24 protein-coding genes are annotated in these 23,826 nt (G+C 41.8%); 10 read left to right on the top strand and 14 right to left on the bottom strand.

The window, feature by feature from the left end:
• Positions 1-73 precede the first annotated feature (73 nt).
• Together ACSLBF_RS13155 and ACSLBF_RS13150 are read left to right on the top strand one after the other, a co-directional pair.
• Positions 74-1,072 carry a hypothetical protein gene (locus ACSLBF_RS13155; protein ID WP_440053830.1) on the top strand — a complete coding sequence of 333 codons (999 nt, stop codon included), beginning with the start codon at positions 74-76 and terminating at the stop codon, positions 1,070-1,072.
• A 551-nt stretch (positions 1,073-1,623) separates the two neighbouring features.
• Positions 1,624-2,058, top strand: a complete 435-nt coding sequence (locus ACSLBF_RS13150; RefSeq protein ID WP_440056237.1) for an acyl-CoA thioesterase — start codon at positions 1,624-1,626, stop codon at positions 2,056-2,058.
• 115 nt (positions 2,059-2,173) lie between these two features.
• Here the strand turns inward: ACSLBF_RS13150 and ACSLBF_RS13145 are convergent, their stop codons facing one another.
• Positions 2,174-3,076: a DUF808 domain-containing protein gene (locus ACSLBF_RS13145; protein ID WP_440053829.1), complete on the bottom strand. Its 903-nt coding sequence runs from the start codon at positions 3,074-3,076 to the stop codon at positions 2,174-2,176.
• A gap of 237 nt (positions 3,077-3,313) precedes the next feature.
• Here ACSLBF_RS13145 and ACSLBF_RS13140 point away from each other — a divergent pair, with 237 nt between their 5' ends.
• From ACSLBF_RS13140 to ACSLBF_RS13130, 3 genes are all read left to right on the top strand, one after another.
• Positions 3,314-4,321, top strand: coding sequence for a fatty acid desaturase (locus ACSLBF_RS13140; RefSeq protein WP_440053828.1), 1,008 nt, complete (start codon positions 3,314-3,316; stop codon positions 4,319-4,321).
• 152 nt (positions 4,322-4,473) lie between these two features.
• Positions 4,474-5,931: an FAD-binding oxidoreductase gene (locus tag ACSLBF_RS13135; RefSeq protein ID WP_440053827.1), complete on the top strand. Its 1,458-nt coding sequence runs from the start codon at positions 4,474-4,476 to the stop codon at positions 5,929-5,931.
• 236 nt (positions 5,932-6,167) lie between these two features.
• Positions 6,168-6,344 (top strand): hypothetical protein, encoded by a 177-nt coding sequence (locus ACSLBF_RS13130; protein ID WP_440053826.1) that lies wholly within the window; start codon positions 6,168-6,170, stop codon positions 6,342-6,344.
• A gap of 367 nt (positions 6,345-6,711) precedes the next feature.
• On the opposite strand, the gene ACSLBF_RS13125 is transcribed toward ACSLBF_RS13130, so the two are convergent.
• Complete coding sequence (locus ACSLBF_RS13125; RefSeq protein WP_440053825.1) at positions 6,712-7,215, bottom strand: RNA methyltransferase; 504 nt, start codon at positions 7,213-7,215, stop codon at positions 6,712-6,714.
• A 231-nt stretch (positions 7,216-7,446) separates the two neighbouring features.
• Positions 7,447-7,761, bottom strand: coding sequence for a DUF6172 family protein (locus tag ACSLBF_RS13120; protein WP_440053824.1), 315 nt, complete (start codon positions 7,759-7,761; stop codon positions 7,447-7,449).
• 338 nt (positions 7,762-8,099) lie between these two features.
• On the opposite strand from ACSLBF_RS13120, the gene ACSLBF_RS13115 reads away from it, so the two are divergent.
• Positions 8,100-8,684, top strand: a complete 585-nt coding sequence (locus tag ACSLBF_RS13115) for a hypothetical protein (RefSeq protein ID WP_440053823.1) — start codon at positions 8,100-8,102, stop codon at positions 8,682-8,684.
• A 77-nt stretch (positions 8,685-8,761) separates the two neighbouring features.
• On the opposite strand, the gene ACSLBF_RS13110 is transcribed toward ACSLBF_RS13115, so the two are convergent.
• Positions 8,762-9,550, bottom strand: coding sequence for a hypothetical protein (locus tag ACSLBF_RS13110; protein WP_440053822.1), 789 nt, complete (start codon positions 9,548-9,550; stop codon positions 8,762-8,764).
• 254 nt (positions 9,551-9,804) lie between these two features.
• Positions 9,805-10,737: an alpha/beta fold hydrolase gene (locus tag ACSLBF_RS13105; RefSeq protein WP_440053821.1), complete on the bottom strand. Its 933-nt coding sequence runs from the start codon at positions 10,735-10,737 to the stop codon at positions 9,805-9,807.
• Positions 10,738-10,888: 151 nt separating this feature from the next.
• Between ACSLBF_RS13105 and ACSLBF_RS13100 the strand changes: the two genes are divergently transcribed.
• The gene (locus ACSLBF_RS13100; RefSeq protein ID WP_440053820.1) at positions 10,889-11,713 is read left to right on the top strand and encodes a cupin domain-containing protein; all 825 of its coding nucleotides are present in this window, start codon (positions 10,889-10,891) and stop codon (positions 11,711-11,713) included.
• A 134-nt stretch (positions 11,714-11,847) separates the two neighbouring features.
• On the opposite strand, the gene ACSLBF_RS13095 is transcribed toward ACSLBF_RS13100, so the two are convergent.
• The 7 genes from ACSLBF_RS13095 to ACSLBF_RS13065 form a co-directional block, all read right to left on the bottom strand.
• Positions 11,848-12,156, bottom strand: coding sequence for a hypothetical protein (locus ACSLBF_RS13095; RefSeq protein ID WP_440053819.1), 309 nt, complete (start codon positions 12,154-12,156; stop codon positions 11,848-11,850).
• A 181-nt stretch (positions 12,157-12,337) separates the two neighbouring features.
• Positions 12,338-13,981: a methyl-accepting chemotaxis protein gene (locus ACSLBF_RS13090; RefSeq protein WP_440053818.1), complete on the bottom strand. Its 1,644-nt coding sequence runs from the start codon at positions 13,979-13,981 to the stop codon at positions 12,338-12,340.
• Positions 13,982-14,172: 191 nt separating this feature from the next.
• A complete protein-coding gene (locus ACSLBF_RS13085; protein ID WP_440053817.1) occupies positions 14,173-14,583 on the bottom strand; it encodes a hypothetical protein in 411 nt (136 codons plus the stop codon).
• An 11-nt stretch (positions 14,584-14,594) separates the two neighbouring features.
• A complete protein-coding gene (locus ACSLBF_RS13080) occupies positions 14,595-15,788 on the bottom strand; it encodes a porin (protein WP_440053816.1) in 1,194 nt (397 codons plus the stop codon).
• 430 nt (positions 15,789-16,218) lie between these two features.
• Positions 16,219-18,177 (bottom strand): ATP-binding protein, encoded by a 1,959-nt coding sequence (locus ACSLBF_RS13075; RefSeq protein WP_440053815.1) that lies wholly within the window; start codon positions 18,175-18,177, stop codon positions 16,219-16,221.
• 105 nt (positions 18,178-18,282) lie between these two features.
• Positions 18,283-18,981 (bottom strand): helix-turn-helix transcriptional regulator, encoded by a 699-nt coding sequence (locus tag ACSLBF_RS13070; RefSeq protein ID WP_440053814.1) that lies wholly within the window; start codon positions 18,979-18,981, stop codon positions 18,283-18,285.
• A 21-nt stretch (positions 18,982-19,002) separates the two neighbouring features.
• A complete protein-coding gene (locus ACSLBF_RS13065) occupies positions 19,003-19,329 on the bottom strand; it encodes a hypothetical protein (protein ID WP_440053813.1) in 327 nt (108 codons plus the stop codon).
• 137 nt (positions 19,330-19,466) lie between these two features.
• On the opposite strand from ACSLBF_RS13065, the gene ACSLBF_RS13060 reads away from it, so the two are divergent.
• From ACSLBF_RS13060 to ACSLBF_RS13050, 3 genes are all read left to right on the top strand, one after another.
• Positions 19,467-19,847, top strand: coding sequence for an MmcQ/YjbR family DNA-binding protein (locus ACSLBF_RS13060; protein WP_440056236.1), 381 nt, complete (start codon positions 19,467-19,469; stop codon positions 19,845-19,847).
• Between the two features lie 115 nt (positions 19,848-19,962).
• Positions 19,963-20,220, top strand: a complete 258-nt coding sequence (locus ACSLBF_RS13055) for a hypothetical protein (RefSeq protein WP_440053812.1) — start codon at positions 19,963-19,965, stop codon at positions 20,218-20,220.
• Positions 20,221-20,467: 247 nt separating this feature from the next.
• Positions 20,468-20,731, top strand: a complete 264-nt coding sequence (locus tag ACSLBF_RS13050; RefSeq protein WP_440053811.1) for a hypothetical protein — start codon at positions 20,468-20,470, stop codon at positions 20,729-20,731.
• Between the two features lie 64 nt (positions 20,732-20,795).
• Here the strand turns inward: ACSLBF_RS13050 and ACSLBF_RS13045 are convergent, their stop codons facing one another.
• Positions 20,796-22,769 (bottom strand): flavohemoglobin expression-modulating QEGLA motif protein, encoded by a 1,974-nt coding sequence (locus ACSLBF_RS13045; protein WP_440053810.1) that lies wholly within the window; start codon positions 22,767-22,769, stop codon positions 20,796-20,798.
• A complete protein-coding gene (gene gshB / locus ACSLBF_RS13040; RefSeq protein ID WP_440056235.1) occupies positions 22,759-23,805 on the bottom strand; it encodes a glutathione synthase in 1,047 nt (348 codons plus the stop codon). Before gshB ends, ACSLBF_RS13045 begins: the two co-directional genes overlap by 11 nt.
• Positions 23,806-23,826: the final 21 nt, after the last annotated feature.

Here is a 23,826-nt window from a genome sequence, read left to right as displayed (position 1 = left end):
TAGGTGTGTAGAAGTCAAATTGGTTCTGGTCTAGTACTTAAACTAACTAAAGTGAAAAAAGAAGCGAGAGAACATGGAATTACTACAATCTGTTATTAACTCGATATTACAAAGCTATGAAGTGTTAGGGATCGGGATCACACTTATATTAGGTTTTTTGACGCAGTTTTTCCCAATTACTAAAGACGTCACAGATGGTAACGGCGAGACTAAGAAAAAGGTTACACTATGGGGGGTAAGTGTCATTCCTTTAATGGTGATTTCCACGGTATTGGCTGTGTTGGCACATATGGATGGTGAAAAAGAGAAAGAGAAAAACAAGGCAGAAGCTAAACAGCGTGAAGAGGACTTGCAGCAGTTAATTTCGAATAATGGTAACCAATATAAAAAGCATCTAGAAGAAAAGTTATCAGCCACGGAAAGCAATATCGCAGTTATCGAACGTAATACTAACGACGTACTGCAACGGCTCATCGTGATGAGCGATGAAATTACTAAAATTACAAACCTACCTAGCACTGCCGATAAAAATCAACACAATGATGAAGCGTTAAAAATATTGGCAGAAGAAGCACGTAAAAATAAAGCGTTACTTGAGCAACTAAAGCGCTCTACTAATAACCCCGCAAAATATAGCTATACCGCTGTTTATACTGAATTTGATATGTCTAAGTGTCAAAACCCGAAGAAAAAAGGTGTTTACTGGGAGTTGGCTATCAACGGGATAACACTCAGTGAGGTAGAACCGAAAGCCGCAGAAACAACACTCACAAGTAACAATGGTTCTGATAAGTTTAAAATCGCGCAAAAAACACCGTTCGAAATCAAGGCGATAAATTCTCCTTCCTACCAATTTTTGTTTTCTGGTTATATCAGAGAATATACTGGTCGTAGTTTCTTTAAAGGTTATTACCAATATCGATATTCAGGTACGTTCAGTCAAATAGTTCACTTTGAAATACCTGACAAATCCAACCAAACGAAAGTAGAGCAACAAGTACCCATAACGTTAATCGCGGGTGATAGCTGTGAAATAGCCTTGCATGCAAAGATCACCCGCACTCAGTTGTAGCCAGTGGTTGGAAATTGCATTTGATGATATCAGGTTTAAACCGCGACCCTGACGAAATCTAGAAACGAATCATCAAGCTTTTTACATGTGAGGTCTTGCACTGTACACGCACCTAAAGCTTGATCTAAGAAGACCGCCTCCACTGTTGATAATACCAATCCGCATAAACATCTGATCAATTTGAGAGATAAAACCTGCTGCTAACTGCGTTAAAAATTTCTCATTTAGAACAACTAAATAGCAAAATTTTTGCCTTGCCTATACGGATGTAGGTACCTAAGCGTTAGCAGGACGCGATAGCGGTGCCTATACGGATGTAGGTACCTAAGCGTTAGCAGGATGCGATAGCGGTGCCTATACGGATGTAGGTACCTAAGCGTTAGCAGGACGCGAGAGCGGTGTTATCAACTTGCTTTTCTCGACTCAAAATTGATCAACTAGTTAAGAGGATTGGTATAATTTGCGGGTCTTCAAAACTATCTCGTTAATCTTGTTGCTGGTACGATGAGTTGCTACTCTCAGGGTAAATAACCATAATCAAAGGCAACATGATGCAGGAATTTTTCGAGAAGTTTGCAATTACGACCAAAATTAATGTGGTATGGGGAGAAATGGATGCGTTGGGGCATGTGAATAACGTGTCTTATTTTCGCTATTTTGAAACCGCGAGAATCGATTTCTTAACACAGACTGGCTTACTTTCTATTTTATCAGAGCCCACTCATAGCCCTGTTCTGCGTGATACTTATGCGCAATACAAGCGACCAGTTACATTTCCAGATACCCTGTATATTGGTTCATACATTACCGACATCAAAGAAGATCGCTTCACCATGCGCTACGAGGCGTTTAGTGAATCACAGCAGGCAGTTTGTACGACGGGATATGCAACTGTGGTGATGTTTAATATGAAAACTGGGCAAAAATCGCCAATTCCAGAGAATATGCTGACCATACTTAAGCAATACGAGAGGGATAGCTATTAACACGCTCTGGTAGAACTTAACATGCGATAAAGTCGGTGTTGCGCTATGTCGTTACCTGAAACTCATAGGCAACACCTTCATTTTGTTGCGTTCGTCAGCACGACGAATACCGAATCTAGGCTTTTTTGAATAAGGCTTGCAGTTGGCTCAACACCGCAGCGATGGCGACGCCAAGCACGGCACCTAAGCCGAGTTTTGCTACGATACTTAACAGCCAGCTGATTGTAGGCATCAGTTGTTCTGTGGCGTGAACAATGCTTTCTAACAGGTGGAATTGGTGAACAAGAATATCAACGCCAACTAACAGCATTGCCAGCACGCCAGCGACGGATAAAAACTTCATTAGGCCATTGGCAAAATGGAGTAGGCCTTTACCTAGTCCGCGTTTAATTGCAGCCAGTGTGGTTTTGCCTGTGTCTTTAAGCATTGCTAGGCCAATATCATCCAATTTTACAATTAAGGCGACAATGCCATACACGCCGATTGTGAGCGCGAGTCCAATGAACGACAGTACGATCGCTTGTTTTTCAAAGGGCTGATCTGCAATGGCGCCAAGGGCGATAATGATTATTTCTGCCGACAATACAAAGTCGGTCACAATCGCGCCTTTGATTTTGTCTTTTTCAAACTCAACCAAGTCGACGTTTTCATCTGCTAGCGCTTTTACAAATTCAGCGGCTTCTTGCTGGTGCTGCTGACGATGAAACAGGGCGTGAAGAATTTTTTCTCCACCTTCAAATAGCAAGTACAGCGCCCCTAAAATCAGCATAATGGGGATCATAAACGGCGCAAAGTAACTAAATGCTAAAGCGACTGGCACTAAAATAAACTTGTTTAGCATTGAGCCTTTAAAGACTTTCCAGACTACAGCAAGCTCTCTGTCGGGCTTTATGCCGCCAGATAATTGCTCGGCATTGACGGCAAGGTCATCTCCGAGTACCGGAGCGGTTTTGGTTGCAGCTAGCTTGGTCAGCGCAGCGACATCATCGAGCAATGCGAGTAAGTTTGCTGATGGCATAAACTTTCCTTTCGTATCTTTTTTAATTAGAGCGCGTTGCTCTTTTATTATAAGCAAGCTCGTATACAAAGCCGACCTGAAACTCAAGAGCAGGTTATCACCTGATGATATTGCAGGCATGTTGACGCGAAGACAACCTAAACGTGGCTTAAATTTTCGTATTTTTTAACGCATTTGTTCGAGAGCCAAAACGGTTTTCGGTATGCTATTGGCATCAAAAAGATAGCAAAATTACCAATGCCAACATTAACCGCAAAGCAAAACATAACAGCGATAGTTAGCGCGATTAAAGCCGAAGAGCAATTGCTTAGAGCGCGTTATCCTATTTTAAATCAGCAAAACGGGATAGCCATGGTTATTTTGCTGTTGTCATTATTTTCATTAATTGGCGTTGCTGTGCTTTATTACTTTGCGCTTATTCCTGCATGGCTGTGTATTCTTCTGGTGGCGTTTATTACCTCTATTGCTCATGAACTTGAGCATGACCTCATCCACAAGCAGTATTTTAGCAACTGTCCATTTATACATAATTTTATGATGCTAATGGTATGGTTGATGCGGCCAAATACGGTGAACCCTTGGTATCGCAGAACTATCCATTTACACCATCACAAAGTATCTGGCACTGAACAAGACTTAGAAGAGCGTTTAGTGGGGAACGGCATTAAATCCCCTTGGTTGAGGGCCGTGGTAGTCACCGATGGATTGCTAGGGTTATTAATTAACGCCAAGCGTTTTAGTAAAGAAATTAACGGTTTTAGATTTTTTCAGGTCTTTAATGCAGGCTTCCCGATTGCGACGGCGTATTTTGCGATTTTATATGGTGTGGTTGCTTATTATGCGCTGCAACTTGTTCAGCCATTTGAATTACCCAAATGGGGAGCTGAGCTACTTGCGGTTGCTGAGTTTTTAATGGTAGTACTGATTGTGCCAAATATTATCCGTTCGACGTCTTTGAATCTGATCACCTCTTCAATGCATTACTATGGTGGTGTCAGTAACGTGTTAGAGCAGACGCATGTGATCACCAGCCGTTGGTTTTTACCGTTTCAGCTTTTTTGTTTTGATTTTGGTCGGACTCACACAATTCATCATTTTGTGCCAAATCAGCCGTTTTATATTCGACAATTAATAAGTAAGAAAATACGCCCAGTGATGGCCAAGCACGGAGTACGTTTTGATGACTTACAAAGTCTAAGGCATGCAAATCATTACCCGATAAAAGAGCTGGTCAGTCAAAAATAAAAATAGGTATTACAAAAAGCGTAATAGCACTAACCGATACCTCACAATTTTGTCGCAATTAACAATATCCAAAGTCATCTAGAACTGATTGGGAAAGTGGTCATCAAGTGATAATATGAATTTGCACAAACTATTAAAAATAAAAGGGTTTTATGCAAGTAACAGGGAAGCTGATTTTAAAAATTACTTTAATATTGGTTGGTTGTTTAACAGCGCTAGTGTTGGCTTTAGCTGCCTATGTGTTGGTAGACTTCTCACCCAAACAACAGTCCGATTTTAGTAATCCAAACATTGTTAATGATATCACCAAGCTAAACCCCATTCGGGTTGAAAAAGTGGTTACTCCTGAATCAATCCAAGATATTCAACAAGCCATAAAGTCTACTAACGGGAAAGTATCTATTGGTGGTGGCCGATATAGTCAAGGTGGTCAAATTGCACTTGAAGATCATCTTCACCTTGATATGAGAGACTTCAATCAAGTTATTTCATTTGATCCCACAGCAAAGGAAATTACTGTTCAGAGCGGCATTCGTTGGCGTGATATTCAAGAGGTTATCGATCCTGAAGGTCTCTCCATAAAAATCATGCAGTCATACTCGAATTTTACGGTAGGTGGTTCTTTGAGTGTTAATGTACATGGACGCTATATTGGCGAAGGCCCAATTATAAGGTCAGTGAAATCCATAAAAGTTGTTCTAGCTGATGGCGCTGTTGTGGATGCATCACCACACGAAAACGCAGCAGTGTTTTATGGTGTTATCGGTGGGTATGGCGGATTAGGTGTTATCGCTCATGCTACGCTTGAGCTAGTGCCAAATGTAAAAGTTGGTCGAGAAACTGATTATATGAAGATTGAACAATACGGGTCTTTTTTTCAACAAAACGTAAGAAACAACCCAAGTATCGTCTTTCATAATGCTGATATTTACCCGCCAGATTATACCCATGTGAATAGCGTTAGCTGGCTTAAAACTGAAAAGCCGCTTACTGTGCAAGAGAAACTGATCCCACGTGATAAAGATTATTGGTGGCAACCCAAAGTTGCCAAATTTGTCGCGGATTCAAATATTGGTAAGTGGATGAGACAGCATATTTTTGAGCCTATCAAAAATGCTTCTGACACTGTGCAATGGCGAAATTATGAAGCCAGTTATGATGTGAGAGAACTAGAACCCAAAAGCCGGAAAAACCAAACGTATGTCTTGAGGGAGTATTTTGTACCAGTTGACAGATTTGACAGTTTCTCAGCAAAAATGTCTGCCATCTTTAAATCGCACGAGGTGAATGTGCTCAATGTGTCGATTCGCCACGCTTTGCCAGATACAGGTTCACTATTAGCGTGGGCGAGAGAAGAAGTGTTTGCTTTTGTTGTTTATTACCGCCAAGGAACATCCGAGCAAGATAAGGAAGGTGTGAAAGTATGGAGCCGAAAAATGATTGATGCTGTAATTTCAGAAGGTGGAACTTACTATTTACCCTACCAACTACACGCAACCACAGAGCAGTTTCATCAGGCTTACCCAAGAGTTAAAGAGTTTTTTGCATTAAAACAAAAATTGGATCCCAACAACCGTTTTAGTAATAAGTTGTGGGAAACGCATATCTAGCAGTTCAGCTCCGCAGTCATTTCATACGACTTAACATCGGTTTTGGCTTGCCAGAACGTTTACTTGTTTGCATAGCAAAATCTATTGACCAAGTACTAAACCTTTCTTCTGTATAAAATACGCGGAAAGAAAAGCTAGCAGCAATTTATGTTTAAAAATTGACTAGTAGCTTGTTTGTAATATATTGACTATGTTCCTCTATAGGAACAACAATAAGATCAATAAGGATAATTTTAATGAAAAACCTAACAATAAAGAAAAAGAAACTTAAACAGCTCTCAGAAAAAACACAAATATTATCACTTGAACAGACACATCAAGTTGGCGGTGCAAGCTTAGGTGATGTATTCGATTTCGGTTATGAAGTTGGTAAAAAGCTGCACGACTGGCTTTGTGATGAGCATGAAAAATAGAACAAAACTCTATTTTAGTTAGTCCTAAGAGAACAATTACCGTCAGAATTAATACCAGTTCTCTTAATTAGTTGAACAATTTTGAGTCGAGAAAAGCTAGTTGATAACCAGGAAAAATTTTGCTATTTAGTTGTTCTAAATGAGAAATTTTAACGCAGTTAGCAGCAGATTTTATCTCTCAAATTGACCAGATATTTAAGTGAATTGGTATAAGAACTTCGAGGCTGATGTGAACTTGGTTTCAGCCTCATTTGCTAAACATTAAGCAAGCTATCTCATCTATGTTCAAAAATAGAGTGTTTATCGAGACCGTGTGAATTCGGGAGCTTGCACTGTGTCCCAAGAAAACTCCATATTCAAACTTGGCTCATCCCACCGTCAGGCGGTTGTTGGTATCTCGGCTGGTGAGGATTTGGTCGGTGTCAAAACGGGTTGAGCGTTTTGCCATACGGTCATACAACAGCACATTGACCGTTGCAGCTAAATTCATGCAACCTGTGGTTGGTACATAAACCACCGCATCTGCGGCGTCAACGATATCCTGTGGTAGGCTGCCATCCTCTGGACCAAATACGTATATTGCATTGTCCGGATGCACAAACTTTGGCAGTGGTGTTGCACCTTCGACCAGTTCTACGCACACCAGTGAGCGGCCCGGTACTTTTAAACTAGTGAAATCATCAATTTGTTGGATCGGAATGTTGCTAGCGATGTTTTTTGTATCAGTATGATACTTAGCTGCTTTTGCATAGCGATTACCATTAAAATAAACGGCTTGTGCATCATAGCAGCCAGCGGCTCGTAATACGCCACCCACATTAGTCGGCGATTTAGGGTTCACTAATCCAATCGCAACAAACGACTCACTCATACTCAGTAACTCTCACTGTACCGGCAGCACTGCCAGTAAAAAATTCGACGAGCGATTGTATCATGTGCGTTGTTTTGTGTCAGTTTATGGGCGAGTTACTATAGAGCTAAGTCCCGTAAAAAGAGGATTTAAGGCTGTATTAAGTTAATTGTTGGGCCTAAAGCGGGAAAGATGCTGAACCCCGTTCAGCATGACAGTCAGTTGACCTCGTTAAGTAAACGGCAGAGGCTTTTAGTCTTCTTCTGGCTCATCGTCAGACAAATCATCGGCTTTTCTGTAACCAGGTTTTGCTAAGATCTCAACATAGAAAGAGGTTAAATTCTCAGTTTGTGTTTTATCAATCAACTTATTAAATTGTGATAGGTGCACAGGCTCAGCTTCTGCTTCGGTGTTACCAAACTTACAGTCAAAATCCCAGAAATCGGCGCCAGCTGGCAAGGTTTTATTGCGTTCACGTTTTACGTATTTTTTTAGCTCATGCTTTACCGCATCAACGCGTCTTGCAAGTTTGATTTTAGGGTGAGTTAGTTCAAATGTTTTTTTCATAGCTGCCTTCAAGCAAGAAAGACTCAATCGGCAAAAAGAATGCCTGAGTTGGAAATGTGTATCTATTAAGCGTAAAACGTACACGTGAATAAATACAGAAATGTAATGCGCTATTTTACGTTATATTTAGCCAACTGGCGAGGATGTTGAGTGCGATAGCAAGCTTGATGGATGTTTGAACATGTTTTGGTAAAACGTGACTAATTAGCCTAAAACAGCATCTTTTAGCTAACTTAACCACACGTTATTTTTCAAAATTAATAAAATCAAAGGTTTATGATTTTGGTCTGGTAATTGCTCTTTCGTGACCCTAATGACTAATAATAAAAAGGTATTGTATGAATAATCAGCAGCATAATAGAGCAACTGTCGCTATGTTGATTGCAGTATGCATGTTTCAAACGCTTTGCATCGTGTGGGAATCAATGAACGGTGGTGTATTGACCCACCACTTTTTTATGCGAAAAGATCTGCCGGGTATATCCAATTGGTGGGGCTTTATTATCTTACCCGTACTTGTTTTGTTGGTATCACTGAATATAAAAAAACGGGCGGCAAAACTAGAAAACCTACCTGATAGTAGTCAACAACTCTATCGAAATGCCGGCTTGGCTTTTGCTGTCATGTTGATTGTCAGTGTCGCTCAATCAATCGTTTTTAGTCTGGGCTATCATCAGGCTGCGATGTTGATATTACTAGGTTTGCTGGTTGCGGCGCTGGTATTTCCGCTTCATCGTGGTGAGTATATTCTTGGCTATGTTTTGGGCTCGACGTTCGTTTCTGGTTCTGCGATGCCCTTTGTTGGTGTGGTGCTTTTTAGTGTGATTTCAATGCTTATTCACTTGTGGATTAAACCATTGGTATTGAAAAAGCGTTTAAAACAGAGTGGCTTAGAAAAAACCAAGATGTCTTCCGGTCTATGAGTTTGGGTTCTACAGAAATATGTACACCAAAAAGTCGGATAGCATTTTGCTAGTCCGACTTTGGCTGCTTAACTATCCTAGTTAAGCTTTTGCTGAGGTGTTGTGGTAGAAGCTAATTTGCTTTCTAAGCGTTGCAACTGCTCAGCTAATGCAGTTTGTGTCATTTCAAGCTGGGCTAGGGTGCTGCCAATTTCTATTTGTTTGCTATCGCGGTTTTGTGATTGAGATTTTAGCTGATCCAAATCAGCACTCATTGTTGTGAGTTGCTTTTTCAACGTCTCTGCTGTTTGCAGTTGCTCTTGAAATAAAGCCAGTTTTAACGTCATTTCTGACTGATTTTGCGATAAGTTATTAAGGTTAGAGGTCATATCAGACAGGCTGTTAGTGTGTTGAGATTGAGTGCTGGCAATTTTAGTAGCCTGTTCTTGAAGTTCTTTGATCTCAGACTGATTACGTCGCCACGCAGAAGCCCAAAGCTTATCCATTTGGCTCCACAGTTCATCGGTACGCTCGGTTAAAGTTGACAATTTTGCTTGGATAGCACCTGCAGACTGGCCCAATTCTTCTCCGGTTGCCGAAAGCGCATTTTCTAGTTCTGCAATGCGTCGCTCAGAAGCTGCCAGCTTTGTTTGCATTACAGCGCTTTGTTGATGGAGAATAAACCCCCCCGCGGCCAAAGCGATAATCGATATTGCACCGAGCCAAAGAGCGACGTTACTTGTTTGAGCGGGGGCACTCGGGACGTTTTCACTGTTTTCAAAAGAAGTTTTTTTGTTGTTCGACGGTGTTTGAGTCTGTTTAAAGGCTTCAACTTGGTCTATGTCAGGCATGATACTAGGTAGCTCAGGCTCAATTTTATTGTTCACCGTTTTTTCCTTCTTGGTCTGTGACACTTGCTCAAGAAGCTTACTCTAAAATGGTTGAGGATGGTACATGCTATAGGCTTATTTCACTGCGAACTTAACTTATTATCGCTGTGTTTAATGGCCCTGATGATCCAAGTAGCTTGGGTTTGTGCTTGCCTGTGTTTATGTACCGCGCATTGAATGCACAGATAATATCAGCTGAGGAGACTAAGATGATAAACCGAAACAAGCTTCGGTTTATCACTTTTGAACAGTTACTGCTGTTGTAAAAATTTCAGTAAGTCTTGATTTAATCTGTCCTTATGTGTGTCTGCTAGGCCGTGTGGCGCATCTTTATAGATAATAAATTCTGAGCCTTTAATTAACTTAGCAGAAACTTCACCGGATACTTCGATAGGAACTACTTGGTCATCATCACCGTGAATGACCAGCGTTGGTACGTCAAATTTAGCTAAGTCAGGGCGGAAATCCGTTGCGGAAAATGCCGCGATAGAATCGTAAGTATTCTTAGCACCGCCTGTCATACCTTGTCTCCAAAAAGACTGGATTAAGCCTTGTGAAACTTTAGCATCAGGGCGATTAAAGCTGAAAAATGGACCACTTGCGATGTCTAGATATAGCTGTGAACGGTTATCGTTCGACGCTTTTCTCAAGCCATCAAATACCGCTTTTTCAATGCCGTTAGGGTTTGTGTCAGTTTTAGTCATAAAAGGAGTTACTGCGCTAACTAATGCCACCTTGTTGACTCGGCTTGTACCGTGGCGGCCTATGTAGCGTGCTACCTCACCACCGCCAGTAGAAAAGCCAACTAAAGTCACCTTATTTAATTCCAGTGCATCGATAACTGCTGCTAGGTCATCTGCGTAGTGGTCCATGTCGTTGCCATCCCAAGGTTGGCTAGAGCGGCCATGTCCTCTTCGGTCGTGGGCAATCACGCGGTAGCCTTTATCAGCCAAAAATTGCATTTGTGATTCCCAGCTGTCAGAGGTTAACGGCCAGCCATGACTAAAAGTGACAACTTCACCGTCTTTCGGTCCCCAATCTTTATAGTAAATTTCAACGTTGTCGCTGGTGGTAATGGTGCTAGCAGTGCGCTCATAGTTGGTTGTCGCTTGTGCTGTTGCTGCGGCTAAAATGAATGCGCCGGTGATGATGGTGTTTCTTAACAAGCTGGTTAGGTTTTTCATAGTATTTTCCTTTTATAAATTTACTGAATATTGAGTGTTTTTAGTGACTAGCGTCATTGTTGTGTGTCCCTAGTCGATGAGTGTCATTCTGTACTAAGTTGATGTATCATTTGCTACACTTTGTGTTGAATATATTGCAGATCGTATTTTTATGGTTGATCGTCTCGCATCATTGTTTGAGCACTTCTCTTTAACGGCTCATACATTTCAATCTGGGCCGCTTTGTGGCTATAACGAGATTGACTTCAAAGCACCGGTTGGGCAGCTTCACTTAATTAGAGAGGGGCAGGTCGAAGTTTGGCATGGTAGGAAAAAGGCCTATGAGGTTACGCAGCCCAGTTTACTGTTTTATCCGCGACCATTAAAAAGACGTTTTGTGGTGGCGCCAGACTCTGATGCGCAATTTTTGTGTGCACATGTTTCGTTTGAAGGTAATGAAGCGAATCCAATCGCAAATGCGTTACCAGACAGTTTGTGCTTGCCACTGGATTCCTTGCCACACTGTGAAAAGGTGTTGTCATTACTATTTGAAGAAGCTGAGGCCTGTAATTGTGGTCGGCAAGTTCTGCTTGATCGGTTGTTTGAAGTCTTGCTGGTGCAACTCATCAGAGAGTTGATGGAAAATCAGCTGGTCAAAGCCGGAATGCTAGCTGGGTTAGCTCACCAAAACCTGCGCAAAGCCATTGTGGCTATACATGAAAACCCTGAAGTTGATTGGACAGTAGAAAGTCTTGCCAATAAAGCGTTTATGTCGCGCAGTGTGTTTGCGAATTTATTCCGAGAAACGGTAGGGTATACACCAGCTAAGTACCTGCAAAGTTGGCGAATAGGATTGGTTCAAAAGTGGTTGAAAAGCGGTAAATCTTTGCGGCTGATCACCGAAGAAGCTGGTTATAAAAGTGAAGCTGCGTTGTCGCGAGCATTTAAAGCCCATAGCGGAATGTCACCAAGGCAATGGCTTCTCAATAATCGATAAAGTGTCAGTGGCTCAGTATCAAAAGTGTTGTTAACGCTTGCAAACCCAACAGTACTTCTCAACAGAGGATGGATTCAACACGAGTATGCCGAAGGAGCTGTTGGGTAAATTTGCTTGGATGAAGTTGGGGTTGTTTAGTCTTCTGGTCCTTGCAAGGTAAAGGTTAAATGTCGTCGCATGTCTTTTAAAATCACGCCTTTTTTCAGCATGGCGGCACTTAAGCGCTTTTGCCATTTTAACAAGTCAGGTTTTGCCGCTTCGAGTGTTTGTGCATCTTCGAATTGAAAACACAGTATCAGTGAACCTGGAAATAAGTGGTATTCCACATCAAACCAACATTGCAACATACCTGGAATTTCTTCACGGGCTTGTTGTTCGAGCATATCTGCAACATTAATCACTATCGCTTGTTGTTTTTGTTGGACTTTCGAGAGTTTTTTCATAGGTGCGTTTCCAAATTAAAGGCAAAGATTCAGCCACAAACGTGGATTATAGCTAAGGCTGAAGGTGACCAATAGAGATGCTTTACAAAATTTGAATATGTCCGAATATACGTTTAGGTAGGCAAGCTGCAAAATTGTTGGCTGGATGGAGAGTTACCACCCAACCCAGATTTATGGTTACCTAAATGCTAAAAAATGAAATATCATTTTTTAGCTTGCTGGAAAGCTCTGTGAGTTTGTTGGTGGCTGCATCGTTTTGATGCATAGATTCAATGGAATCTTCGGACATAGCGGCAATCTTCTCCATCGTCATGTTGATGTCACTGATCACGGATACTTGATCGGCGGATGCTTGCGCGACTTCTTTGACTCTGGCTAGTGAGTCACTGGCTTGCTTTTCGATATTTAACAGTAGCTCGGTTGCTTGTACGGTTTTTTCTTTACCACTTTCTACCAGTGGTTGAACGGCTTCCATGGCATCGACAGAGGCGGCTGTTTGAGTTTGTACGTCATTAATCATTGCTTCAATCTGCGAGGTTGCTTCGCCGGTGCGCTGAGCCAATTGACGCACTTCGTCAGCAACCACCGCAAATCCTCTGCCAGATTCTCCAGCTCTTGCTGCTTCTATTGCAGCGTTTAGCGCGAGTAGGTTCGTTTGTTCAGAGATACCGCTAATGACGTTAATGATACCGCCAATTTGCTTGGTATTCCCTTCGAGCTTTTTGATTTGTTCTACGGTCTGGTTAACCGTTTGTGAGATCCGCTCCATTTCAGTTGCAGTTGCATCGACAACTTCTCTACCTTGTTCTGCATACTGGGCGGTAAGTCCTGAATTTTCTTCGGTATGGTGTGCAATTTGTGACACCTGATCGATGCTTTCACGCATTTCGCTAAGTTTTATTGCTGTTTGTGAGGTTAGTTTCGCTTGATTTTCAGCTGCATTAAGCACCGATTTTGAACCTTGTGACACATGTTCGACTTGAGTGGCGACGCTGTTAGATGCGCTGATGATATTACTGACAATTGCTATCATTTTTTTGTTCATATCAGCAATTGATCCGAGCACGCTATTTGGATAACGAGCGCTAACGTCGTGAGTTAAATCGCCTTGAGCAGTTTTATTGATTGCTTCTTGTGCTTCAAATGGTTCACCGCCTAGAGTTTCTCTTAGACTTTTTTCAATAAGTAGGCCGACAAATATAGAAGCGGCAAGCGCGATGGCGCACAATATCAACATTAAGTTTTGGAAGCCTCCAGCAATGACTCTTGCTTCGGGGGTCAACATTTGATTTTGGCTTTCTTGATAATCGATAAACTCATTGATGGTGTTGAGCCATTCTATAAAAGCGGGTCTCGCTGCTTGTAACACCTGATCAGAAACATTGTTACCGGCGCGTTTGTCAGCAATGATTTTACTAACCAACGGAAGTGTCTTGGCTTGAATCGCATCAATGCGAGCAAGGATATTTCGCTCTTGGCTACTAAAGTGAGTGCCGTTGCTAAGCATATCGTCCATTTTGATTTCAGAGCGTCGATAAAATGCTTCTAGTGTCTTTATTTCGTCAACAAAGCTGTCTATTTGAGATTGACTATTGGCAATTGCAATATCACGGATTGCAATAGCTCTGTCGTGTACACTACCTCGATAGTTAATCGCATAGCGTTGTTTTACAGAGTTAATGTCGGTGATTTCATTTAAAGTTCGATCAATAAAGTTAACTTTTTGGATCCCTTGAACTGTTAGCAACACAAGTAAGGCCAGAATAAATCCGAACCCAGTAATTAAACGACTCTTTACGGTCATTTTTGATAAAAAGTCCATCATTGTGTCAATCTCTGTGGTTTAAAACTGTTCTAGCTGAGTCTAGCTCGGATTCAAATCAATACCATTTAGAATTATCTATTGATGTAATCGTTTTTTTGGTAATCAGTGGGAAAGTGGGAAAGTGGGAAAGTGGGAAAGTTTGAGAATGAGGTATCGCTTTCCTTAGCTAAAATACCTCAAAGGTTAGATCCTTAAAAAGTCGCCAGTACTTTGATTGAGTCATCAACTTCACTGACAGGAATGTAACCAATGGTTGAAGTGTCAGCGACGACGAGTTGCTTCATTTCTTGGCTTGATGCAACGCGTTTTAATGGTGCGACTTTGCCTGTAAAGATTAGCCTTGCCATAAACGCTTTATATCGTTCCGGCTGTTTATCGACTACATGCTGGCAAAAGCTCTCGTATATTTTGTCTTCATTGTCGATTTCCAAAATCATGACCTTATCACCACTTGGAAACAGTTGTTCTTTACCCAAAAAAATACGTTTAATGTAATTTTTATCCAATTCCTGTGAAAAACTGGGATGGGCAATAATGGCGATGTTCGCCAGTGACTGAGCAGAGAAGCACATCATCAAAGTTAGAATTATGGTTTTTAACATGACTTATCTCCTTAAAACACAAAGCTTACAGACGCGCTAAATACACCGGCATCAACACGAGGTCGAATTGGGTCCAATAGCTCAGTTTTGTAATCTGTGTAGGAGTAATCTAGCTTCAACACAGTGCCTGAATTTAGGTTGTACTTTACACCTAAGGTATAAGTCTTTTTGTCTTCGTCTGTTTCACCGATAGCCTTTTCAAGTAGAGGTTTGACTGGGTCATTGTTGTCAATCAGCTTGAGAATGTTGAACTGTGGATCAGTATCAAAGTTTTCGTACGTGAAGTGGGGTTGAAAATCACCTAAGAAATACACGAACGACACGTAATAGCCTGTCGGGTTGGTAAATACGCTATCTTCAACTTTATTAATCGTGTATTCGCCAAGCACCATCCAATCATCAAATTCGGCTTTAAGAGCAATACCTGCGTTGGTAGCCGAATCACCTTGTGGAATAATCGCGTTGGCGACATCCATAGAGACGGTAGGTAGTGCAGGACCAGGCATGGCTTGGCTGCCAGGAATTGACTCTGTAGGTAATAAAGCCAGGACATTACCAGCAAAGACCGGTGGGATGGTTACTTTTGACTTAAAGTAAGAAGTGCGCATGCTAAACCAGTCTTTTTGTAACGACCATGAAAACCCCGCCATAAAGTCAATATCGACAGGACCGCCAGGGGTTTGCTCGTGTAAGGTGCCATAGAACATCTGCAAATCAGAGTCGACTTCACCAATGACACTGCGGTACATGGCATTTACCCCTTCCATATTATTGAAAAGTGGGATGTAAACGGATTGTGGAGGCCTAATCCAATGGTAGGAGTAGCCAATATCTAGGCTTTCACTGAAGTTATAAAACGGGGTGCGAAACTTACCGACTTTTACACTCCAATTGCGATTAATAATGTGGGTGAGATATAGCCATTCGATTTCTGCGTCAAAGTCGTTCTGGCCTCGTGCCGTTAACTGAATAGTTGCCGATGTGTTGTTACTGATGTCACTGTAAAACTGTATTCCAGCCAGTGATTCAGGTTTAAATTGTACATCATCATTATAAAAGCCAAGTGACTTATCCGATTCAAGCGTTGAACCCATTGTCACCGTACCAAAGCCGCTAATTTTCAAGTCCTGACAAAATCCATATGTACTCACTGTGAATAGGCTTAATACGGTTAAGTAGCGAGTGAAATTAGCTATTAAACGCATAGTTGATTCCTATGTTGTAATACCAACAGCAGTAAATTTGATGCTGTAACCAACCAAGCTTCCCCGACCTTTAATAGGCCACTTAGTTAATTGAATTGGTATAAATTGAGTATTTGCCTTTGAGTTTTATTTCTATTTTTGGAATAAAAAACAATCAAAAACGGATATTTGCTATTGAACTGTGTTATTGCTTGTTGTTATTATGTACCTTATTAGGGGTCTACCTTGTTCCTTCTTACTTCTTCACACGCAGATCAAAGCCATATCAAAATAAAATACTTAGGGTTAAATTGGGGTTAAGGTTGTTGTTATTTAGAACAATAATTTCTATGAGCCAAGCTGTGCTGCAAATAGGTTACAGAAAGCATCGCTTTATCATATTGCCTTAGCTGGCTGATTGATTGGTTACAACAGATGTGCGGCAAAAATTCTATTGTTGCTTAAAACTGAGTTTTTCTTGTGTAATGGGTAAGGTAATTATGAAGCGAGCTCCGGCATCGTAAGGTGCACATTCTATTTTTCCCTGAAGCACATCGACAACAGAGTGGTAGATAATACTCATACCGATACCAAGTCGAGATTGCATGCCATTAGTGGTGAAAAATGGGGTAAAAATTTGCTCTATGGTGGCTGTGCTAATACCCACACCGTTATCGGTATAGGTTATTTGCACGTTATTGCCATCGCCTGTTGAGGCAATGGAGAGTTGAATAAAGTCCATCGTCTCTAGACCATGAATACAACTATTCTCAACCAACTGCTCTAGTATTTTATAAAGTACATCAGGGTAGCTCTGAATGACTAGTGTGTTGTCGCCTTCTACCGAAAATGAAAACGAGATAGGGTAGGCTTGTTTCAACAAAGATATTTTTTTCTCAAAAAAAGCGCTGAGGTTAATTTCAGTCGGTGACTCATCTTCTAAGTAAGCAGAAATTAATTTAAACCGCTGCAAGAGATTGACGGCTTTGTCACTGTTTGCTTCGGTGAGGGATAACGATTGTTCGGTATGCGTAATGAACTGCTGCAATTCACTTAAGCTGAGTTTTTTTTCAGCTAGTCCTTGTTTTACCTTACTCAGCGCCGACTTTACTGCTGAATTGGCGGTGATGACGACACCCAGCGGGGTATTTAGTTGGTGCGCCATTCCAGATACTAACGTGGTCATCGCAGAGGTGTTTTTTCTTGCCATCAGCGCCTTTTCGGTTTTATTCAGCAGCTTTAACGCTTTGACCAGCTTTTTACCTTTACGTCGATGTAAATAAAAAAACAGACTGGATAGTAATAGCACCAAAATACTGGTGACTAAAATTAGCTGAGTTTGTTGACGAGTCGCTAAGGTCTTAGCCTCAGCTATTTGCTTCTCCTTGGTCAGCAGCGCGATATCGAGCTCTTTGCTGGCCAGCTCGGCTTCTGCGATATAGTGTTCAAGGCCAACTTCAGAGCGTTGCTTTTCAAGGTGTCTATGATGTTCGATATATTGTTTGGACCAGGCAAGGGCATCCGGATAATTGTTCTGATGTTCATATAGCGTCGCTAACTTTAACAATGACTCCGCGTGTAAAATATCTGCTTTAATACTTTGTGAAAGTGTCAGCGCTTGCTGAGCTTGTTGTTGTGCAAGTTGCACTTTGCCATTCAACAAGTAAGAGTCTGCAAGCGCCAACTTACTTTTTATGGTGTGTGAATTTGTCTGATGCTCAGACATTAACTCGATAGCACGTTGAAACAGTTGCTCGGAGGTATTCGGATCAGCAACTTGTGCTTTGAGAAAGTGGGAATGTGCAGTCAGTGCTTTACCTGAATCAGTAATTCGCTCTGTTTGTGATAGATAGCGCTTTGCAAGTTGGTTGTCATTTTGGGCGATAGCTAGCGCAGCTAAGTTGTTTAAAGCGCGATGATAATGTGCTGAAGATTTTTCCTCTAAGGCTTTTTGATAGTCTGCATCAAGGTAATATTTGGCCTCATCAAATCGTCTTAACGCAATAAAGCTATTACCAATGTGATGCATGCTGAAGCTAATTTTATCAGCATTATCCTCCAACAGCGCTAGCTCGTATGCAGAGAGGTAGCTGGCCATCGCTTGATTATGCAGCCCGAGCTTTGCAAACGCGTGACCAGTTAAATAGTGATAGGTAAATAGGGTTTGATGATTTGGGTTTTGGCCCAGTGTGGCTTTGATCTCAGATAACACATTAAAAGCGACGCGAGCTTCTTCGTTGTTTATTGCATGTATTGCTTGTGTGATTAGTGGCGAAATAGCAGGCTCTGCGGGGTAACGAGCAATAAACTTATCGTGCATGAGCAAAGGGTCGGCATAGAGTCTCACTGGTAAAAGCAGCAGAATGACTAGCTGACCTAGCATGCAGAATATAGCTTTGCGTTTCCCCATTGTTACTTCTTATACAGCAAATTAGTCCTACTAAGGATATGAAAGAAATTCCACAACAGCAAAAACGAAGCAAAAAAAAGTGTTTTAAATCAACTTTTCAGGCTCTTAACTTTGTTTTTCTGCGTATTTTGCTTTGACCAATTCGACATAATGGTTAAGGCATTTGGTGGTACTTTTTTCGAATGACGTGATTTGTTGTTGAAGCTGAACAATGCGGTCTATTCGAAACTCTCTATAACCATCTCTGAGCAGGCAGTGTGCCACTAACGTCCATTTTCCACCCCAATAAACAAGACCCAGCGGTTCAATAAGGCGTTGTGACAATTGCCCATTTACATCCTGATAATCCAGCAGGACAACAAGATTTCTTTCGATACTATCACGTAAAATTTGGCTGAACTTTTGTTGTTTTTCACCATGATTGAAGCTTGAAACGAGATAAGGAGAGTGCTCATGTTGCTGCTTCAGCTTAGCAGGAAGTACGGCTTCAATTTTTGCTATGGCAGATTTCGCTTGCGCACTGAGTTCGGGATCAGTCCAAGCACTCACCATTTTGCTGCCAAGCAATAATGCGGTTAGCTCATCGTAACTGAACATCATTGGAGGGAGAGAGCATTCAGCGATGAGATAGCCGACGCCTGCTTCTCCCTCAATGGGCACGCCAGAACTTTGTAAGTTCTGTATATCGCGATAAATCGTACGCTCAGATACAGCAAAGTGATCGGCCAACGATTTAGCGGTAATGGCTAAACGTCTGCCCTTGAGCAGGTTTACTAGCTGAAATAAGCGTTCTGATTTATGCATTTAGTTATGTTCTATTATGAGCTAATCGTCACTCTCGTTGTCACACGTTTTGGATAGAATGAGACTATGTGAAATTGAGACACTATCTGAGTCAATAAATTGGGTAAAGTGCTGGCAGTCGGGTTGTGTTTCAAACTTTTCAGCAACCGCTTTTGCAGCAGCCTCGGTTTCCCAATAGATTACATCAACATATTCATCACTTTGCGAGGTTTTTGCAAGTGAACGGTACAATAAGCCTGGTTGTTCATGGAGCCAGTTATTAAACTCCTTATTTATTTGTAACAGATCGGCTTCAGTTGCCCCGGCTTTTAATTTAAATTTTACGATCTCAACAACGTTTTGTGTCATGATAGTTTCCTTCTGAAAAGTTAACTTAATTGGCTGATAGGTATTGCCTGTATCTAACGGACGAAACAAGTAAAACACATTGGTTTGTCAGGGAGTGTCAGGAGCATGGAATGCGTTATCAATTAAAGGAGCAAAACATGGATAATATCGAAGTACATGAATATTTAATGGCAAAGCCGTTTACTACCGTAAGCCAACCATTTGGACCAAATGTTGATGTATACAAAGTAAAAGACAAGATGTTCGCCATTGTTGCTTTCGGCGGATTGGAACATGAACCGGGAAATACTCCCAACTGGCGAGTAAATTTAAAATGCGATCCTGATGAAGCAAATGCGCTTCGCGATATTTTCCCAGCGGTGTTACCAGGCTATCACATGAACAAAAAGCATTGGAACACGGTCATTCTAGACGGCTCAATTCCGGTCGGAGAGCTACAAAGAATGATCGATAATTCGTTTCGTTTGGTTGTGGAAAAAATGCCTAAAAAATTACAAACTCTGATTATCACCGATTAGCGTTTCTTCAGGTGAGTTCATGATTTTGCAAAAAATTTGACATTGTATTTTTCATGGGTACATTTGCAGACGAAGATGGAGCATATTATTACAGCCAGAGGCTGGGAGTTGTTATATGAAAAAAAGTGGAAGTTTCGCGGCAATGGCTGGACTATTTTGTTTGATCGGACTGGCTGGATGCAGCGCGCCGAACAAGCATGACGACATGTTAGATTGTGATAAACAAAAACAAATGTGTGAGCAACTGTGTGAGCGTGATGGAGATAATGCCAGCCAAGTTAAGCAATGTCAGCAACAGTGTGTAGTGGAACAAAATACCTGTGCAGCCGATTCAACAACGGAAGATAAAGTACATATTTTCTATGAGTTTTAGAAACTAACTTCCTGGCTTTCAAGGTGATTGCTATTTGGAAGCCAAACTCTCTTTGATTATTAAAACGGCTCGACACGCCGTACCTTCGGCAGTGAACTTCTCGCTTTTATTTATCTGACTGTTACCTTCAATCAAGCTGAAACAACTAGCAACAAAATACATTGCGTAGGTAATTCATACTTATTGACATTGTTTTAATCGTGGGTACATTTGACTGTAAAGCAGTATTGTCCTAGGAGTAGGGATTATGACGAAACTGAAATTTCTAGCTGTTGCGGTAATGGCAGTAGCAACATCTTTGGCTGGATGCAGTGCACAGATAAAAAGCAACCATGAACACGGTTTGATTGATTGCAATAAGCGCGGAGAAATGTGTATGAAGCGTTGTGACGGCATGGTGGATAGACCAATGGAGATCCAAAGTTGTCATCAACAGTGTTTTGCTGAGCAAGATAGTTGTATGGTTAGCAAAGAAACGGAAGATAAGTGGAAAGCTATTCTGGAGCTGTAGTTTAACTCTCGGGATAGCAATAAATCGGCTTTCAGGGTGACAAGCACGCTGAAAGCCAAACTCACTAATTTATAGAAGAAATAAGATAGCTTAAAATGGGGTTAGGTTGTGGATCTCGACTGCTATCAGGCAAGTGTTTAGCTGAAGTAAACACACCTTGCTCAACCAAAGTGTCTAGAATATCCAAATGTGCTAAGCCTGTTTTCCCTAGATACAAGTTGTCTAGACTCCGTTGTGTTGACAGCTGCACGACATCTTTAAAGCCTTTCAGATACAGATGATCTTTGGTAAAACCACCACCACGAAATACTCGGGTGGTAAGTGCAAAGGCTTCATTTGTATTGAGTATTTTAGAATCCACCAAAAACTCAAACACCTGATAAAAATTATCACCTTTAAGCATCATGTTCACCGCGATCACCCGCAGTGCTAGCACTTTAAGTCGTGTTAAGTTTATCTGCCCAGACTGATATTCTCGGAAAATGGCCAAGCCTTCTTGGGTGTACGTATTGCCGGGCAAGCCCAAATGCAGCACTTTAAGCTGTTGAGCTTCAGCATTGAGGGTCGTCAATAAGTGCACGCCAATTTCATGTTCTATAAGCGCATTGATGTCTAGCTCAGACAACATCGCGTTACTGTTTACTAGCAGCAGTCGCTTACCATTATCTACCATGGCTTTGGCAACTAGCTTGCTAGAAATAGCAACTTTACAGGGTAACCCCATCGTTTCAATGGCTTGATTGAAGCGAACTAAAGCTTGTTCAGCGGTAATATTTTTCTCTGGTTGTACTTCTGTTTCTCTGGCGTGCAGTAAAAAAGTCGCATTTTTAATGTCGTTAAAGTCTGGTTCGCCGTAATAGCGCAGTGAATTGTACAAAAAGGCTTCGCGACCAATTTGTGTGATCAACTCAATTTTAGTGGCATAACTATCAATGACTTTGCGATAGAGACTTTTGACTACGGGGTCTTGAATTTTGTTGACCGGCAATCGATAAAGTTGCTCTTTAAACTCGTACGGATCAATTCGTAACGGCCGATATTTAAATGCTGGCAAATAGTGGCGCTTGGCAAAAAAGCGGCGTTTTTCCTGTGCGATATTGGTTGGATTTACATAATGTAATGTGTCCAAGTTCCTAGCCAGGCGATACAAAGCACTGTCGACATTTAAAATCGCCGGATCAAGTAGGCTGTTAAGCTTGGCTTTACGCAGTGGTTTGTAACAGTGGTACTTAGCAAAAGCACGAGCAGTCTTACTCAGTGTTAGGTGTAAGTGACGCTGTAACTTATCAAACACCACAGGAAAGAGCTCTCCTGTGGTTTCATCCATGAAAATCTTTTTCACCTCAAGTGGCATCACTAAGGTATTACTAAAGTTAGCGGTCACAAAGGTAGTTTGGTAGCCATGGCCTTGAAATACAGTATTTTCAGCACAATCAACGGGTTGTCCTGCAATTTTTTTGCTCACCAGCTGTTTTTTTAACTCATCTAACACCGTTCTGAATCGCAACGTATCCAATTGGGTGGTACCAAGGTTGAAAGTTGGTGCGTAATGGTGGTGTCGAATTTGATGATTGTAACTGTGCACATCAAACAGCACACAGGCGCCAAAGCGGCGCTCTAACGCCGTTAATAGTGCACCGAGTATGCGATAATAAGCGGCGTGTTTTGATAAACTGAGATCTAGCTCGTGACTTGGTAATTGCTCATGCCATACTTGCTTACCCCACGCTTGGTCATAAATGGCCTGCTCAGGCGCTCGATTTAAATCGTATTCATAGCGTGAATCTTTGGCGATTAACGTGATTGGCAGTGAAGCAACCATGTCATCGGTAAACGGATCTTCTTCTTGTAACCTATCGGCTTCAGAGATCGCATACAGACTTTTAAGGCTAGCGCGTACTTTGTGACCCGCGTGCACAGCGGTAGCAACGTAAGGCACATACTCTTTCACTTCAAGGTGAAATGCACCTTCGGCAAAGCTACCACTGATGGGTTTCCCGGCTTCGAGTGCCGAGAGAATGTCTTGTTCAGATAGCATGGGCGTCTTCTATCACTTGGCGGAATTCACTTTTACGGCGGCTGACTAGCTCTTTGGCATGGACAACACTTTCAACAAAATCGATGACTTGCACTTGCAGCTTACTGCGATTCAAGCGGTTAATTCTGGTGATCCCGCCTGGCGAAAGTACGTTCACTTCAATTAACTTGCCGCCAATCACGTCAATCCCCACAAAATACAGACCATCTCTGACTAATTTAGGGCCGATATGGCGACACAGCGCTTTTTCTTGTGCGGTGAGTTTGTGTTTAACCACCTTGCCACCAGCGTGAACGTTGGCTCTGACTTCATTAACAGCGGGGACGCGCTTCATGGCACCAATTGGTTCACCATTGAGCATTAAGATGCGTACGTCACCTTCGTGCGCGCCTTCGACATAGTCTTGCAGAATGACATAATTACTGCCTTTACCAGACTCATCACCGCCAATATAAAACTCAAGCAATGAGCTAAAGCTTTGTTTGGCACGCTTTTCAACCACGATAACGCCACGTCCGCCGTAACCGTCCAACGGCTTGAGTATCATTTTTTCATTTTCAGACTCATCAAAAATACGCTCTAGGTATTCTTTGTTTTTAGAGACATGGGTTTTAGGGATAAACTCACTCGCGATTCCCTGAAATGAAGCGGTATATAGCTTGTTGTTGGCAATCCGTAGGCCATCGATATCGTTGACGATAAAGGTATCGCCACGCACTGAATCTAGAAAGTTCATGGCTAATGGATCTAGCGGCGGGTTGGCACGCATAAAGATGACATCAAAGCCAGCCAATGGTAACTGAATACGCTTGAAAGATGCTTTGTTGTAAAAGCTGACGATATTGTCGGGCACTTTTTGGCCGGCAATAAATACATCACAGAAGGCACTGGCGACGCTTTCACGAATTGTCAGGTTATTAATCGTGGTGATTGCCACTACATGACCACGAGAAACGGCTTCATGGATCAATCTCAGCGAGCTATCATTTTCAGCTTCTACTCGCTCCCAAGGGTACATAATAAAACAAATTTTCATGGTCATAATCAGGCTGTATTG

Source organism: Pseudoalteromonas sp. T1lg65 (genome assembly GCF_051930985.1).
Classification (GTDB): Bacteria; Pseudomonadota; Gammaproteobacteria; order Enterobacterales; family Alteromonadaceae; genus Pseudoalteromonas.
This window is presented reverse-complemented; position numbering and strand designations above follow the sequence as displayed.

Bases quoted from the DNA above. Each gene is read 5' to 3' on its own strand.
- ACSLBF_RS13155 (WP_440053830.1), top strand. From the start codon at position 74: ATGGAATTACTACAATCTGTTATTAACTCGATATTACAAAGCTATGAA.
- ACSLBF_RS13150 (WP_440056237.1), top strand. From the start codon at position 1,624: ATGCAGGAATTTTTCGAGAAGTTTGCAATTACGACCAAAATTAATGTG.
- ACSLBF_RS13145 (WP_440053829.1), bottom strand. From the start codon at position 3,076: ATGCCATCAGCAAACTTACTCGCATTGCTCGATGATGTCGCTGCGCTG.
- ACSLBF_RS13140 (WP_440053828.1), top strand. From the start codon at position 3,314: ATGCCAACATTAACCGCAAAGCAAAACATAACAGCGATAGTTAGCGCG.
- ACSLBF_RS13135 (WP_440053827.1), top strand. From the start codon at position 4,474: ATGCAAGTAACAGGGAAGCTGATTTTAAAAATTACTTTAATATTGGTT.
- ACSLBF_RS13130 (WP_440053826.1), top strand. From the start codon at position 6,168: ATGAAAAACCTAACAATAAAGAAAAAGAAACTTAAACAGCTCTCAGAA.
- ACSLBF_RS13125 (WP_440053825.1), bottom strand. From the start codon at position 7,215: ATGAGTGAGTCGTTTGTTGCGATTGGATTAGTGAACCCTAAATCGCCG.
- ACSLBF_RS13120 (WP_440053824.1), bottom strand. From the start codon at position 7,761: ATGAAAAAAACATTTGAACTAACTCACCCTAAAATCAAACTTGCAAGA.
- ACSLBF_RS13115 (WP_440053823.1), top strand. From the start codon at position 8,100: ATGAATAATCAGCAGCATAATAGAGCAACTGTCGCTATGTTGATTGCA.
- ACSLBF_RS13105 (WP_440053821.1), bottom strand. From the start codon at position 10,737: ATGAAAAACCTAACCAGCTTGTTAAGAAACACCATCATCACCGGCGCA.
- ACSLBF_RS13100 (WP_440053820.1), top strand. From the start codon at position 10,889: ATGGTTGATCGTCTCGCATCATTGTTTGAGCACTTCTCTTTAACGGCT.
- ACSLBF_RS13095 (WP_440053819.1), bottom strand. From the start codon at position 12,156: ATGAAAAAACTCTCGAAAGTCCAACAAAAACAACAAGCGATAGTGATT.
- ACSLBF_RS13090 (WP_440053818.1), bottom strand. From the start codon at position 13,981: ATGATGGACTTTTTATCAAAAATGACCGTAAAGAGTCGTTTAATTACT.
- ACSLBF_RS13085 (WP_440053817.1), bottom strand. From the start codon at position 14,583: ATGTTAAAAACCATAATTCTAACTTTGATGATGTGCTTCTCTGCTCAG.
- ACSLBF_RS13080 (WP_440053816.1), bottom strand. From the start codon at position 15,788: ATGCGTTTAATAGCTAATTTCACTCGCTACTTAACCGTATTAAGCCTA.
- ACSLBF_RS13075 (WP_440053815.1), bottom strand. From the start codon at position 18,177: ATGGGGAAACGCAAAGCTATATTCTGCATGCTAGGTCAGCTAGTCATT.
- ACSLBF_RS13070 (WP_440053814.1), bottom strand. From the start codon at position 18,981: ATGCATAAATCAGAACGCTTATTTCAGCTAGTAAACCTGCTCAAGGGC.
- ACSLBF_RS13065 (WP_440053813.1), bottom strand. From the start codon at position 19,329: ATGACACAAAACGTTGTTGAGATCGTAAAATTTAAATTAAAAGCCGGG.
- ACSLBF_RS13060 (WP_440056236.1), top strand. From the start codon at position 19,467: ATGGATAATATCGAAGTACATGAATATTTAATGGCAAAGCCGTTTACT.
- ACSLBF_RS13055 (WP_440053812.1), top strand. From the start codon at position 19,963: ATGAAAAAAAGTGGAAGTTTCGCGGCAATGGCTGGACTATTTTGTTTG.
- ACSLBF_RS13050 (WP_440053811.1), top strand. From the start codon at position 20,468: ATGACGAAACTGAAATTTCTAGCTGTTGCGGTAATGGCAGTAGCAACA.
- ACSLBF_RS13045 (WP_440053810.1), bottom strand. From the start codon at position 22,769: ATGCTATCTGAACAAGACATTCTCTCGGCACTCGAAGCCGGGAAACCC.
- gshB (WP_440056235.1), bottom strand. From the start codon at position 23,805: ATGAAAATTTGTTTTATTATGTACCCTTGGGAGCGAGTAGAAGCTGAA.